Source organism: Allocellulophaga tsushimaensis, from assembly GCF_055383085.1.
This window is the reverse complement of sequence record NZ_AP039451.1, coordinates 17,540-32,637: the sequence shown is the minus strand read 5'-3', so window position 1 is coordinate 32,637 and position 15,098 is coordinate 17,540. Positions and strand designations below refer to the sequence as shown.

Below are 15,098 nucleotides of genomic sequence, written 5' to 3'. Positions count from 1 at the left end.
AACTTTAATTTTATTGATTATAAAATATATAAAGTCCTCCTTTGGCTTTTTCATGATATAAAGTACTAGCAATTTCGCCAAAAAAGTAATAATATTTTTTATTCTTTAAGTTATAACTATTCATTTTTCCTTGTAATGCTTTTTGAAAATCGGTATAAGGTATTTCTATTCCATTATTTAAAACAATAGGTGTTTCTTGTTTTAATGCTGGTACATGTCCAATGCCTCCCATTACAGAAATGTCTGGATATGCTTTTATGATTAAGTTTTTACTTATTTGTTGTCTTGTAATAATACTGTCATAGGGTCTGTATAATCCAAAATTTTCTTTCGAAGCTTTTATTTCATTAAAAGAACTCCTAATTACATTTTTATCCTTTATATATTCAGATGGAATATCAACAGAAAATTTACCATTTTTATCAGTGTACGTTGTAAAAATATATTCCATAGTTATAAATTCAATTTTAGCATTTTCTATGGGTAGATTATTTTTAGTTGAAGTAACCTGTCCTGTAAGTTTTGTGGTTTTGTATTTGTTATCCGCTTTTGTTGCTTGTTCACTAAGTGTGTAATAGTTATTATTTTTATGCTTAATAATTATTTCTTGGGGGTATTGTACTGTTTCTTTTGCATTGCCTATAGCAGTATTTCCTATGGCTGCAATAAATAGCATGCTTGCAGCTAACTTGCTATAAGGGAGCTTATATTGTTTTGGAACTTCAAACTCTAAAATAGGTGTTTCTTGCTGTGTTTTTGTGATTTTTCCACAAACCTCTCCTTTTGTAGATTTTAGCTTATCTAGTATTTCTTGATTAGACAATTTTGTGAAATCAATTACGGTCTTAGCACATAAATTGCAAAACTTACCACCATCATTATTACGCATTGCATCCCAATTCTCGTTACAAGCATTATGTATTTTTAACTTTTTCATTACGGTAAAATTTAATGTTGCTGTCAAAAATATACTGGTGCTAGCAGTTTTAATAGTTATAATGAGTAAACCATTGTTTTTAGTGAGGGAAACGAATTTATATTTGAGTTACTTTATTACAAAAGTTCAGAAAACGGTATATTGTTTATGTTTATATATCCTTCTCTTTCTAAATCTTGTTTCGTTTTAATCAATTTAGTAGCACCATTTTTAATAAAATATATAGTTTCACTCACCTCTAGAATATCTCGATAAGAATGATCAGTAATAATAATGACGCTTTCTTGTTTTATAATTTCAATAAGCTGTTTAAATTTTTTAATATATAAAGGCGCTATAAAAGAAAAGGGTTCGTCTAATAGAATGATTTTTTTGCGGGACATCAAAATTAAATAGGTTTCTATAACTCTTAATTCTCCAGATGAAACTGCATTAACTTTTACAGCTTCATATTTTTCAAATGATTCAAATACGTCTGTGAAATCTTTCCAATTTACTTCAAATAAAGAAAATACTTTTTTTAATTTTATGTTATCAGGTAGTAATTGATGCTGGGGTAAATATGCAACTAGATTGGTTTTGTATAGTTTCTTTTTTTGATACGTATGATTTACTCTAATAGTAGCATATTTAGCGTTTAAAGAACCAAATAAAATCTTCAATAAACTGGTTTTGCCACAGCCATTACGGCCTAAAATTCCGGTGACTTTTCCAGTTTCTGATTGAATATAAACTCCATTTAAAATTTTGGTAATACCATAACTCAATTCAACGTTATCTATTTCAACAATCAAAATAAACCATTTATATAATGCAATACTCCAATGGTAATAACATCTATTAAAAAACAAATTAAAAATAATTGATGTTGAGAAATATTAAAATTTTTATAAAATAATAACTTTTTACGCATGTTAGTTTCAAAATAGGACAAGTAGACTATGATTAATAGGATAAGCTTACTGATTATGGTTTGTATAAATGTTGTTCCAGATAATATAAGAACAGTAGTAATTAAAAGGCTTAGAAAGATGAATTTTTTGTAAAATTGAAAGCTTATTTGCAGGGTTTTTAGCTTAAAAAATGCTTTCATCTAATTATGGAATTTACTTAAATGTACAAATTTATTGTAAATTCGCAATAAATACTGAGGCACGAATATGATAGATAAGTTAAATATAGTAAAACAACGTTTTGATGAGGTTTCGGATCTTATTATACAACCCGATATTATTACCGATCAAAAGCGTTATGTACAATTAAATAAGGAATATAAAGACCTTAAATTATTAGTAGATAAAAGAGATGTCTATATAGAACTTACCAATAATATAGCTGAAGCAGAAGAAATTTTAGCAGACGGGAGTGATGCGGAAATGGTAGAGATGGCTAAAATGCAACTAGAAGAGGCTAAAAGTGGTTTACCCCCTTTAGAAGAAGAAATAAAATTGTTATTAATTCCTAAAGATCCTGAAGATTCTAAAAATGTTGTAGTAGAAGTAAGAGCTGGTACAGGAGGAGATGAAGCTAGTATTTTTGCAGGAGATTTATTTAGAATGTACACTAAGTATTGTGAATCTAAAGGTTGGAAAACTAATGTAATCGATTTAAGCGATGGTACAAGTGGTGGTTATAAAGAAATTCAGTTCGAGGTTACAGGTGAAGATGTTTATGGTACTTTAAAATTTGAAGCTGGAGTACACCGTGTACAACGTGTACCACAAACAGAAACACAAGGTAGGGTACATACAAGTGCGGCTACAGTGATGGTACTTCCAGAAGCTGAAGATTTTGATGTGCAAATAGAGCCAAAAGATGTGCGTATAGATTTTTTCTGTTCATCTGGTCCAGGAGGGCAATCTGTAAATACAACATACTCGGCTGTACGTTTAACACACGTTCCTACAGGTTTGGTCGCACAATGTCAAGATCAAAAATCCCAGCATAAAAACAAAGAAAAAGCCTTTAAAGTATTGCGTTCTAGGTTATACGATTTAGAGCTTGCTAAAAAGCAAGAAGAAGATGCTGCAAAAAGAAATTCTCAGGTGAGTAGTGGTGACCGCTCTGCTAAAATTAGAACATATAATTATCCTCAAGGTAGAGTTACAGATCATAGAATAGGATTAACACTTTACGATTTACCTAATATCATAAATGGCGACATTCAAAAAATTATAGATGAATTGATGTTAGTAGAAAATACAGAGAAATTAAAAGAAGCTTCAGAGATTTTTTAGGATTTTAGCAGCATGACTACAGAAAAATTAATTGAACAAATTCATAAAAAACAGTCTTTTCTTTGTATTGGTTTAGATGTTGATTTAAATAAAATACCTTCTCATTTATTAGAAGAAGAAGAAGACCCTATTTTTGCGTTTAATAAAGAAATTATAGATGCTACACATCAATACTGTGTTGCCTACAAGCCAAATACTGCTTTTTATGAAGCCTATGGAATAAAGGGTTGGCAGGCTTTGGAAAAAACAATACAATACCTTAATAAAAATTACCCAGATCTTTTTACCATTGCTGATGCGAAACGAGGAGATATCGGAAATACATCAACCATGTATGCAAAAGCTTTTTTAGAAGATTTAGGTTTTGATTCGGTTACTATTGCTCCATATATGGGAAAAGATTCTGTAGAGCCTTTTTTAGCATTTAAAAATAAACATACGATTCTTTTAGCTTTAACTTCTAATGAAGGTGCGTTTGATTATCAGACTAAAAAAATAGGGGAGAAGGAGCTATATAAGCAGGTGTTAGAAACTTCTAAAACATATGAGAATTCAGAGAATTTAATGTATGTTGTTGGGGCTACAAAAGCATCTTTCTTAGCACAAATAAGAACTATTATCCCTAATAGTTTTTTGTTGGTGCCAGGTGTAGGGGCACAAGGTGGTAGTCTTAGTGATGTGTGTAAATATGGTATGAGTAAAAATATAGGTTTACTTATAAATTCTTCAAGAGGAATTATATATGCTTCTAAAGGGAAAGATTTTGCTGAAAAAGCAGTAGAAAAGGCATTGGAATTACAAGAACAGATGGCTAAAGAGCTTAGCGTTCTTAAACCTTAATGTTCTTATAGTTCTTTAAGTGCTTTTTCGAATTGTAAGGCTTTAGAGGCAAAGAACTCTCCAAGTTTAGTATTCTTATATTTCATATTAGAAGATTTTTCAATGAAATTATGATAGAAATTTTCTAACATTGCCATAGAATGCTCTCCTTTGGTTATAGGTGTAATTGTTCCAACTCTGCAATTTTGTTTTTCCATGATTATTTTTTTCAATACAAATATACGTTTCAAATAGCCTATGGTGTAGCTATTAATCGTTAAGGCACGAATATACTAGTCGTGTTGTATGCTATAAGCTAACACTAAAGTTAAACGGTAAAAAAATCAGATATGTAACATCTTATTTTATATTTAAAGAGAAGGATACTCTTTTCTTGGCTATTAAAAAAATTAAGGTACATTTACAAAAAATAACTATTGCTTAGTTACACTACATATTTACATGAAAACTCTAAAGAATGGGTGACTTTTGTACATGGGGCAGGAGGTAGCTCCTCCATATGGTTTAAACAGATTAGAGAGTTTAAAAAACATTTTAATATATTGCTGTTAGATTTAAGAGGGCATGGCAATTCTAAAGCAAATTTTAAAGATGCTTTTAAAGATAAATATACTTTTGATGTAGTTACCAACGATATTTTAGAAGTTATTAATCATGAAAAAATAGAAAAGTCTCATTTTATTGGAATTTCTTTAGGAACAATTTTAATACGAAATTTAGCGGAAAAGCATCCAGAAAAAGTAGAAAGCATGATTTTGGGTGGCGCTATAATGAAATTAGATTTTAGATCTCAACTTTTAATGCGCTTAGGGGTTATTTTTAAATCGGTTATACCCTATATATGGCTGTATAAATTCTTTGCTTTTATTATAATGCCCAATAAAAATCATAAAGAGTCTAGATCTTTGTTTGTAAGAGAAGCAAAAAAATTATACCAAAAAGAATTTATAAAGTGGTTTAAGCTTACTTCCGAAATTAACCCTTTATTGCTTTTTTTTAGAACAGTAGATGTTAAAATACCAACGCTTTACGTAATGGGAGAACAAGATTATTTGTTTTTACCAACAATTCGAAAAATAGTCAACCAGCATGTAGTGTCTGAACTTTATGTAGTTGAAAATTGTGGACATGTAGTCAACGTAGAGCAACCGCAACTATTTAATAAAAAGGTAGTTGCGTATTTAAAGGGATTATAATTTTAAATATACATTGACTATTAATTTATTCTTTAAGTAAATAATCATAACAAGTAAAAGAATGATATATCGTCCAGCTAATTAAGCCAAGAAATTTACATCCATCTTCTATAAAGTATTGTAAACCCTCACTTGGTAAAAAAGAGTCTAACAGTATAGAGAGTCCAAAAAAGAAAATTCCAATAAGTAATATCAAATAACGCGTGTTTAAAATAATTTTGTAGTTCTTATAAAGGTAATACGCAAATAAGATAGCATATACAATATAGAAGAAATATTGTGTTTCAAGGTTATTTATTTTATAGAACAGATAATCGTGAAACATAAAAAAATCATCAACTAGCAATAGAAAAGTAAAGATGCCAGAACTGATAAAAAAAAATGCGTTTTTTTTTAACTTTAGTAAAATTAAGCCTGTAAAAAAACTCAATGCAGCAGATGTACACCAAAGTAAAGCACCTATATTAGATATTATTCCTGTAAATGGATGCGCATTGTAATAATTGGCAGGGTCTCCAGTAATTTTTTCAAAAGGGATGTTATAGGTTAATCCAACATATAAAACCAAGGATAAAAGCAAGAGAGAACAGAAATATATAGTTATAATTAAAGGATTAGATTTCATTTTTGTTTTTAATTAAGGAACAAAGTGTATTTTAGAGTATTCTTGAAAAATATTTAAAAGTAAGACTACTTTTAGTAATATAGCATATTTCTTTTATATGAAAAGAGATTTATTGTAAAACTTAATTGAAGCAAAAAGAAATAATTTATGCATATCAATGTTTTAATTCCTGATGCAGAACATGAGTTGCTAACCTTTCAGGTTAGAAATTGCCTGGCTGAAAGTGATAGGTTTGCTATTTTTTTAATGTCTAATGTTAAAAATTCACTTTCTAAATTTTCAAGACAAATAGATGGTTTTAGTTATTACCCTAAAACTGATACACCTAATACTTGGATAACACATATTAATTCTGAAGTTAAAACACATGCTATTGATATTATCTTACCAATATATCAAAAAGGAATAAGGACATTAATTAAGCATAAACAATTGGTAGAGGCACAAGATAAGTTGGTTGCCTTGCCTACTTTAGATTTTTTTAATATTTCATTAGACAAAATACGTTTTGCTTCCTATTTAAAAGAACAGTCTATACAGCACCCTACATGCTATACTTATGATGCTATAGCTAGTAAAAAAATACTGCCCAAGCCTATTATTGTAAAACCTTTAGATAGTGGAGGTGGAGAAGGAATAAAAGTTATAAAAACAATAGAAGCTTTTATGCTTTTTTTTAAAGAAAAAGAAAAGCAAAATCATTTTATTATACAAGAATTTATTACTGGATATGATATTGACTGCAGCGTATTGTGCTTAAATGGTGAAATTAAAGCTTACACCATACAAAAAGGAATACTATTTAGAGCCAATAAATTTGCTCCTGCCATAGGTTTACAGTTTTTATTTGAAGACAAGCTTTATGATACTGTAAAAAAAATGATTCAAAAAATGCAATGGTCAGGTATAGCACATATAGATTTGCGGTATGATGCAATAGAAAAAGAATTTAAAGTTATTGAGATTAATCCAAGATATTGGGAAACATTAGATGCTTCTTTAATTTCAGGAATTAATTTTCCTAAATTACAATGTCTACAACATATAGAGGAAGAATTTGAAACGCCTCAGTATTCTTATATAGAAGTACTCACATTACGAGGTTTGAGAAAAAAGTTAAGCCAAAAACCATTTTATATTTTTCAGTTTAAAAAAATACTAAAACATTCTACATTACAACTAGTCTTAAAAGACTTAGTTCCTTGGTTTTTTAAAATTATAGTTATGCTTAAAAATCGACTAACTTTTAAAAGATAGTAATTTTCTTTTAACACAAAATGAAGAATGCCTATATTTTAGTAGGGTGAAAAACTATTTTTTGCATATTTTTTTCTCCTTTTAAAAGAAAAGAATTTGGTTCATTGTTGTACTTAAAGAGTTCTATAGTATTAATATTTTCTGAAGTAGAATAAAGGTAATCGTAAATAACTTTTCTAATATTTGGAAAAGTGCTGTTTTCAATATTTATTTTTTCTAATTGATCAAAATTAGGTATACTGTCAATTTTAGCGATGGAATGTAAGAGTTCTGCTGTGTTTTTTGACTTTTTACGTAATGATGATTTTTTTATAGAAGAATATAATTTTGTGGCTTTTATCTCTTCTTTTATTTGAATTTTTAGAACGGTAAACTTGCCAATAGTTCTACCAATAAAAGAATTTGTATTGTAGGTGATATGGTGTTTAAAACAATAAATATAATTACTCCACCTTCTTTTATACTCCCAATCACCATAACCTAATTCTAGCATTCTATAATTGGATTTTTGACACCATTCTAACATTTTATAGATTTCTATATGCCCTAATCCAAATTTGGAATAGTCAATATCATATGAGGCTATGGATGAAAAAAAGATATCTTCTACATGAAAATTTAATGAGATGTCAATGGGTTTATCTTTATCATAAACTACAAATAAAGAGGCTTTTTTATGTTGGATTAGGGAATAACATTTAGCTGTTATTTCATTCCACTCTAATAAGTTTTTATTGGTATTTTTTCTTTGCGCAAATCGTTTTTTTAGCATTGTTTTTAATATACCCATAATGTGGAGATAATCTTCATAGATTATATCTCCATAAATCATTTTATATTTTATATCAAAACAAGATTCTAATCGCCTTATATATCTTTTAATGGATTTATGGTTGCTTTTAAATCTTTCTTTAATGTATTTGTCTACAGAAAAATTATGATCTAATAAAATAGCATATCCTTTATTCTTTTGGGGAATTAGTTTTTCTTTGAAATTGTTTTTGGAATGAATATGTAAATTAAAATAATCAGGAACTAAAAACGTGGAATATACTTTGTTGTATTTAGTATTTTGTTCTTCTGTGCTGTAAAATGTTTTGTTGCTTTTATTGCATACAACCTTAGCATAAATGTCTGGAACAACATTATTTTCAAAAAGGTTTACATAAAAATTATTATATAATTTGTACATAATACAGCGATTAATAAATATTACTACAATAGTGTTATACGTTGTTTATAACAATACAGTAATGTGGTGGTTCACAAAATACAATTGATGAAGAAATTTTATTGGTTTAGTTATGACTTCGAAGTAAATATTATTAAAAAAACATCATTTAAAAAATAATTGATGTTAAAATTAGATTATTGTGTGTGGATTGCCTAAAAATGTGTGCCAAGAGCTAAATAATTATTCTGATCTGCCAAATAAAGAATTAAATCTATTAGATTTATATCTGTGTATTTGGTCAATTTTGAAGATGATTATACTCGTTATTAATCAAGTTATCAAAAATTAATGAATACTCATCTCTAATGCTAATATCAAATAGTTTGTGATAAAGTACTAATAATTTAAAATAAAAAAACCGGTGCTCCCACCGGTTTTAGACTAACTAACTCAAAAAATTACTAACTCAAATAATACTTTACAAAAGTAAAGTGTTTTCAATATTATGTAGGTTATAAAAACCTTAAATTATCTTTATTTTAATGTGTTCTTTTTTAAAGAACGTATTTATTTTCAGCTTATTGTGATTATAGAAAAGTTTTTTTATTTAATCTTGTAAAGCAAATACCTTCTTTAAAAGAGTCGTAGTTCTAGCAGAAACATTACTTCTTATTTTCTTTTCTTCTAAAGAAATCATTTTGTAAACACCATTAAGGGCTTGTTGCGTAACATAGTCTGTTAGGTCTGGGTTTACAGAACTTGTAAACGGTAAATTATTGTATTTGGTAATTAGATTTTTCCATATCTGATCCGCTCCTACTTTTTGAAAAGAATTTTTTATAACTGGTTTAAATGCATCATGTAATTTTGTTTGAGTTGCTGCATTTAAATATGTAGTTGCTGCATTTTCACCATTCAAAAGAATTTTTTTTGCATCATTAAACGTAATGTTTTTAACAGCATCTACAAAAATTGGAGTGGCTTCTTTTACAGCATCTTCTGCAGCACGATTTAATACTTTTAAGCCTTCATCTGCAAGTTTATTTAAACCAACTTTACGTAGTGTGTTATCTACTTTTTGTAATTCTTCGGGTAAAAGAATTTTAACCAAATCATTTTTAAAGAATCCGTCTTTTTGAGTGAGTTTAGAAACCTGCTTGGTTATTCCTAAATTTAAAGCTTCTTTAAGACCTAGTCCAATTTGTTCATTTCCTATTCCTACATTTCCTTGTGGTAACTGGTTTACCACTTGTTGTAACTCTCCACAAGCAATTATTTGAAAACAAGCAATTACTAGAATTATTTTTTTATTCATGTTTTTTGTTTTTTGAATTACAAAAATACATAAGAATTAATGGGCTTTATAGTCTATTAAGAGAATACTACAGTTTTATTGTTGTACACCATTGTTTTTCTTTGAACATGCAACTTTACTGCTCTAGATAAAACAATCTTTTCTAAATCTCTTCCTTTCGCTATAAAATCTTTTATGGTATTGGTGTGCGATACTCTGGTTACATCTTGTTCTATAATTGGTCCGGCATCTAATTCTTCCGTAACATAATGTCCGGTAGCCCCAATAATTTTAACCCCTCTTTTAAAGGCAGCATGGTATGGTTTAGCACCTGCAAATGCTGGTAAAAACGAATGGTGGATGTTTATAATTTTATGTGGATACTCATTTATAATCTTACTAGTAATAATTTGCATGTATCTAGCTAAGACAATAAAATCTATTTGATGCTCTTTTAGTAATTCTAATTGTTGCTGTTCTGCATCTGCTTTAGTTTCTTTGGTAACCGGAATATAATAATATGGAATAGTAAACTGTTTTGCTACATATTCTAAATCAGTGTGATTACTTATAATAAATGGGATGTCAACTTCCAATTCACCTGAATGAAACCTGCTTAATAGATCGTATAAACAATGATTGTATTTAGAAACAAATAAACCCATTTTAGGTTTTTTATTTGTGAGGTGAATGCTCCATTTAATTTGATACACTTTAGCTAACTGCAAATCAAACTTTTCTTTAAAAATGGATTGTGTTATGTTATGATCGTTAAATTCACTTTCTAATCGCATAAATAATTCATTAGTATCCTGATCTACATGCTGATCTATATAAATGATATTTCCACCTTGCGAGTGTATAAACCCAGTAACAGCGCATATTATCCCGGATTGGTCTGGGCAATGAATAAGAATGGTTGCTTTCAAAATTGATGTTTTATTAAGTTCGTAAAATTATAGTATAAAGAAATAGACTGCTCTATAAGTGTTAATTTTTGCATTATTCTAATATTTATTAATTATTCTTTGAATTTTCTGTAAATTGCAGTACTATAAATGACTCTTTTTTGCTAATGGAACAAATTAAAGCTTATATACCTAAGAATAAAATACGTATTGTAACAGCTGCATCGCTATTTGATGGTCATGATTCTGCTATAAATATTATGCGAAGAATTATACAATCTACTGGAGTAGAAGTTATTCATTTAGGACATGATAGAAGTGTACAAGAAATTGTAAACTGTGCAATACAAGAAGATGTAAATGCTATAGCAATGACTTCCTATCAAGGGGGGCATAATGAATATTTTAAGTATATGTATGACCTATTGCAAGAAAAAGGAGCTGGTCATATTAAAATATTTGCTGGAGGAGGAGGTGTAATTCTACCGAAAGAAATAAAAGATCTTATGGATTATGGTATCACTAGAATCTATGCTCCTGATGATGGAAGAAAAATGGGTTTACAAGGCATGATCAATGATTTGGTTTCAAAAAGTGACTTTCCTGTTCCAAGTCTTCAATTATCAAAAAACGAAAATATAAATACTTCTTTAAAAGCAAAAAACAATAATACAATAGCAAGGTTAATATCATTAGCCGAAAATAGAGCTGAAGAATTTAAAGGTCATTTTTCTAAAGTAAAAACAGCTAAGGATACTGTTCCGGTTTTGGGAATAACAGGTACTGGTGGCTCAGGTAAATCTAGTTTGGTAGACGAATTAGTGAGGCGCTTTTTAATGGATTTTCCTAATAAACACATAGGGTTAATTTCTGTTGATCCATCAAAACGAAAAACAGGAGGAGCCTTATTAGGTGATAGAATACGAATGAATGCTATTAATAACGAACGTGTTTATATGCGTTCTTTAGCAACTAGACAGTCTAATTTAGCGCTTTCTAAATATGTAAATGAAGCAGTTGAAATATTAAAAGCAGCAGAATTTGATTTAATTATTTTAGAAACCTCTGGAATTGGCCAGTCAGATACAGAAATTATACAGCATTCTAATACTTCTTTATATGTAATGACGCCAGAATTTGGTGCTGCTACACAATTAGAAAAGATAGATATGTTAGATTTTGCAGATCTAGTAGCGATCAATAAATTTGACAAAAGAGGAGCGCTAGATGCGATACGCGATGTTAAAAAACAATACATGCGCAATCATAACCTCTGGGACACTCCGCAAGACGATTTGCCTATTTTTGGAACAATGGCAAGCCAGTTTAACGATTTTGGCACCAATAAATTATATGTAGCTATAATGGAAAAACTTGTAGCTACAGGATATACAAGTTTAACATCTAATTTTAAGTTTACTACAGAAGCATCGGAAAATAGATTTGTAATACCACCTGCACGCACACGTTATTTATCTGAAATTTCAGAAAATAATAGAGCTTATGATAAAAATAGTATTTCGCAAAGTGAAATTGCCCAGCGTTTATATGGAATTTATCAAACGATATTAGCTGTAACTGATGCTGCTAAACAAGGAACACTTTTAACAAAAAACGGATTAGATGAAGTAGCCTTAAATAATGAAGCAATAGCATTAGAAAAGAAAACATTTTTATCTTTTTTAATGCGTGAGTTTGATAAAGTGAAATTAAACTTAGATCCGCATCATTGGGAAATTATTTTAAATTGGGAAACTAAAGTCCAGCAGTATAAAGATCCTATATATAGTTTTAAAGTAAGAAATAAAGAAATTCAGATAGAAACACACACGGAGTCATTATCGCACACACAAATTCCAAAAGTAGCCTTACCAAAATACAAAGCTTGGGGAGATTTATTACTTTGGGTATTGCAAGAAAATGTTCCAGGAGAATTTCCGTATACTGCAGGTTTATACCCGTTTAAAAGAACAGGTGAAGACCCTACCAGAATGTTCGCTGGTGAGGGCGGTCCAGAGCGGACCAATAGACGTTTTCATTATGTAAGTTTAGGCTTGCCTGCTAAAAGGCTATCTACAGCCTTTGATTCGGTTACTTTGTATGGTAGTGACCCAGATTTAAGACCAGATATCTATGGAAAAATAGGAAATGCAGGAGTGTCTATTTGTTGTTTAGATGATGCTAAGAAATTGTATTCTGGTTTTGATTTAAGTCATCAGATGACTTCGGTAAGTATGACTATTAATGGACCTGCACCCATGTTATTAGGTTTTTTCTTAAATGCTGCTATAGATCAGAATTGTGAAAAGTATATTAAAGAAAATGGTTTAAAAGAAGAGGTTGAAGCAAAAATAAAATCTATCTATAAAAATAAAGAACGTCCAAAATATAATGGAGAACTTCCAGAAGGTAATGATGGTCTTGGTCTGTTACTATTAGGTGTTACCGGAGATCAGGTGTTACCTAAAGACGTTTATGAAGAAATTAAACAAAAAACGCTTACTGAAGTTAGAGGTACTGTACAGGCAGATATTTTAAAAGAAGACCAAGCTCAAAATACATGTATTTTTTCTACTGAATTTGCTTTGCGACTTATGGGAGATGTGCAAGAGTATTTTATTCAGCATCAAGTACGTAATTTTTATTCGGTATCTATTTCTGGTTACCATATTGCAGAAGCCGGTGCAAACCCTATAACACAGCTTGCTTTTACCTTATCTAATGGTTTTACGTATGTAGAATATTATTTAAGTAGAGGAATGGATATTAATAAATTTGGACCTAATTTATCTTTCTTTTTCTCTAATGGGATAGATCCAGAATATGCAGTTATAGGGAGAGTAGCTCGGAAAATATGGGCAAAAGCGTTAAAGCATAAGTATAATGCAAACCCCAGAGCTCAAATGCTAAAGTATCATATACAAACATCTGGTAGAAGTTTGCATGCGCAAGAAATAGATTTTAATGATATTAGGACCACATTGCAAGCTTTGTATGCTATTTATGATAATTGTAATTCATTGCATACTAATGCTTATGATGAAGCCATAACCACTCCTACAGAAGAATCTGTGCGTAGAGCTATGGCAATACAGTTAATCATTAATAAAGAATTAGGTTTAACTAAAAATGAAAATCCTTTGCAAGGTTCTTTTATTATTGAAGAATTAACAGATTTGGTAGAAGAAGCTGTTTTATTAGAGTTTGATAGAATAACTGAGCGCGGTGGTGTTTTAGGAGCAATGGAAACCATGTATCAAAGATCAAAAATACAAGAAGAAAGTTTGTATTATGAAACGTTAAAACATAACGGAGATTTCCCTATTATTGGTGTAAATACTTTTTTAAGTTCAAAAGGATCTCCAACAGTTTTGCCAGAAGAAGTTATTAGAGCTACGGAAGAAGAGAAAAAAGCACAAATAAATACGCTAGAAAACCTAAAACTTAGAAACGGAAATAAAAATGATCAAGTATTAGCTGATTTGCAAAAAGCAGCAGTTCAAAATCAAAATTTATTTGAAAAGTTAATGGAAGTGACTAAAGAATGTTCGTTAGGACAAATTACAGATGCACTTTTTAAAGTAGGAGGACAATACAGGAGAAATATGTAGGAGGTATTGCTTTTATAAAGCAATACTCCACTGTTTGTATGCTTTTCTGAAACTCTTAATTTCGTTGCGTAAAAGATTTATATATTCTTTTTCTTTGAGTCCGTCTTTTTCAAGGCCCAAGCAATAAGAAAGTATATTTTTAGTCATTATATTAATGTGTAACGCACTATTTCTTTTAGTAGTATTAGAATCAGAATGTTCTGCCAATGCAATTTTTTTAGAAATTAAGATAGCATCAGTTAAGATAGAGTCTGCAATAATGTCTCTGTGTTTGTTAGATTTATATAAATTGCGCAAATCTCTCCTATAGGTTATATAAGATACAATTTCTCTGCTTAAAAAACATAAATCTAATGCTTTGTTATATACAGGTAATGCTTTTAAATTTTTATAAGGCATTTTTGCAATTTTTTTAATAAAATTACAATAGATTTTTAATAAACTACCTTTTTATAAATAGCAATTTTTTATTTTTGCTTTGTAAACTAAATTAAAAAATAATAAATGCTTTTAAATCCAAAGATTGATAAATTGAATTGGGATATCTTGCAATGTTTGCAAGAAAATGCAAGAGAATCTTTTGTTGCAATTGGTAAAAAAGTTGGTCTTACTGCTCCAGCTGTAGCAGAGCGGATTAAAAAAATGGAAGATTTAGGGATCATCAATGGTTATAAGCCTATCATTGGTCATACTCAAACAGGACATCAGTTAAAAGCAATGATAACATTAGGTGCCTTTATGGGAAAATTAAAACCGTTTTTAGAAGCAGTAAAATCTTTTGATGAAGTGCTTAATTGTTATAGAATTACTGGGAATGAAAATATTATTATGGAGGTTGTGCTTAAAGATCAGTTTCATTTAGAGAAATTTATAGATAAGTTAATACAGTATGGAGAAACAAGAACACATATTATCCTTTCTAATGTGGTTTCTAATGCACCTATATTGAACAAGAGAGCATAGTTTTAAAAATTATAGTAGTAATTAGAATATAGTGTTTAGAAATTTTTATTTTTGAA

At 29.4% G+C, this 15,098-nt stretch carries 14 protein-coding genes; 6 read left to right on the top strand and 8 right to left on the bottom strand.

What is annotated here, in order from left to right:
* Positions 1-10 precede the first annotated feature (10 nt).
* A complete protein-coding gene (locus ACZ451_RS00145; RefSeq protein ID WP_464215045.1) occupies positions 11-937 on the bottom strand; it encodes a hypothetical protein in 927 nt (308 codons plus the stop codon).
* Between the two features lie 116 nt (positions 938-1,053).
* Entirely contained in the window at positions 1,054-1,731 is a 678-nt protein-coding gene (locus ACZ451_RS00140) for an ATP-binding cassette domain-containing protein (protein ID WP_464215044.1), read from the bottom strand.
* 366 nt (positions 1,732-2,097) lie between these two features.
* Here ACZ451_RS00140 and prfA point away from each other — a divergent pair, with 366 nt between their 5' ends.
* Together prfA and pyrF are read left to right on the top strand one after the other, a co-directional pair.
* Positions 2,098-3,174, top strand: coding sequence for a peptide chain release factor 1 (gene prfA, locus ACZ451_RS00135; protein WP_464215043.1), 1,077 nt, complete (start codon positions 2,098-2,100; stop codon positions 3,172-3,174).
* Positions 3,175-3,186: 12 nt separating this feature from the next.
* Complete coding sequence (pyrF, locus tag ACZ451_RS00130; RefSeq protein ID WP_464215042.1) at positions 3,187-4,014, top strand: orotidine-5'-phosphate decarboxylase; 828 nt, start codon at positions 3,187-3,189, stop codon at positions 4,012-4,014.
* A 5-nt stretch (positions 4,015-4,019) separates the two neighbouring features.
* Here the strand turns inward: pyrF and ACZ451_RS00125 are convergent, their stop codons facing one another.
* Positions 4,020-4,226, bottom strand: a complete 207-nt coding sequence (locus tag ACZ451_RS00125; protein WP_464215041.1) for a hypothetical protein — start codon at positions 4,224-4,226, stop codon at positions 4,020-4,022.
* Between the two features lie 204 nt (positions 4,227-4,430).
* Between ACZ451_RS00125 and ACZ451_RS00120 the strand changes: the two genes are divergently transcribed.
* Positions 4,431-5,210, top strand: coding sequence for an alpha/beta fold hydrolase (locus ACZ451_RS00120; protein ID WP_464215040.1), 780 nt, complete (start codon positions 4,431-4,433; stop codon positions 5,208-5,210).
* Between the two features lie 25 nt (positions 5,211-5,235).
* Here ACZ451_RS00120 and ACZ451_RS00115 read toward each other — a convergent pair whose 3' ends face one another.
* On the bottom strand, positions 5,236-5,835 hold the full coding sequence (locus tag ACZ451_RS00115) for a hypothetical protein (protein ID WP_464215039.1): 600 nt from the start codon (positions 5,833-5,835) through the stop codon (positions 5,236-5,238).
* A 147-nt stretch (positions 5,836-5,982) separates the two neighbouring features.
* On the opposite strand from ACZ451_RS00115, the gene ACZ451_RS00110 reads away from it, so the two are divergent.
* Positions 5,983-7,092: an ATP-grasp domain-containing protein gene (locus ACZ451_RS00110; protein ID WP_464215038.1), complete on the top strand. Its 1,110-nt coding sequence runs from the start codon at positions 5,983-5,985 to the stop codon at positions 7,090-7,092.
* A 31-nt stretch (positions 7,093-7,123) separates the two neighbouring features.
* Here the strand turns inward: ACZ451_RS00110 and ACZ451_RS00105 are convergent, their stop codons facing one another.
* The 3 genes from ACZ451_RS00105 to purU all read right to left on the bottom strand — a co-directional run bounded on the left by ACZ451_RS00105 (position 7,124) and on the right by purU (position 10,489).
* Complete coding sequence (locus ACZ451_RS00105) at positions 7,124-8,284, bottom strand: GNAT family N-acetyltransferase (RefSeq protein WP_464215037.1); 1,161 nt, start codon at positions 8,282-8,284, stop codon at positions 7,124-7,126.
* Between the two features lie 589 nt (positions 8,285-8,873).
* A complete protein-coding gene (locus tag ACZ451_RS00100; RefSeq protein ID WP_464215036.1) occupies positions 8,874-9,581 on the bottom strand; it encodes a DUF4197 domain-containing protein in 708 nt (235 codons plus the stop codon).
* A gap of 56 nt (positions 9,582-9,637) precedes the next feature.
* Complete coding sequence (gene purU / locus ACZ451_RS00095) at positions 9,638-10,489, bottom strand: formyltetrahydrofolate deformylase (protein WP_464215035.1); 852 nt, start codon at positions 10,487-10,489, stop codon at positions 9,638-9,640.
* A gap of 146 nt (positions 10,490-10,635) precedes the next feature.
* On the opposite strand from purU, the gene ACZ451_RS00090 reads away from it, so the two are divergent.
* Entirely contained in the window at positions 10,636-14,079 is a 3,444-nt protein-coding gene (locus ACZ451_RS00090; protein WP_464215034.1) for a methylmalonyl-CoA mutase family protein, read from the top strand.
* Between the two features lie 12 nt (positions 14,080-14,091).
* On the opposite strand, the gene ACZ451_RS00085 is transcribed toward ACZ451_RS00090, so the two are convergent.
* Positions 14,092-14,478: a hypothetical protein gene (locus tag ACZ451_RS00085; RefSeq protein ID WP_464215032.1), complete on the bottom strand. Its 387-nt coding sequence runs from the start codon at positions 14,476-14,478 to the stop codon at positions 14,092-14,094.
* Between the two features lie 105 nt (positions 14,479-14,583).
* Between ACZ451_RS00085 and ACZ451_RS00080 the strand changes: the two genes are divergently transcribed.
* Positions 14,584-15,042, top strand: a complete 459-nt coding sequence (locus ACZ451_RS00080; RefSeq protein ID WP_464215031.1) for an Lrp/AsnC family transcriptional regulator — start codon at positions 14,584-14,586, stop codon at positions 15,040-15,042.
* Positions 15,043-15,098: the final 56 nt, after the last annotated feature.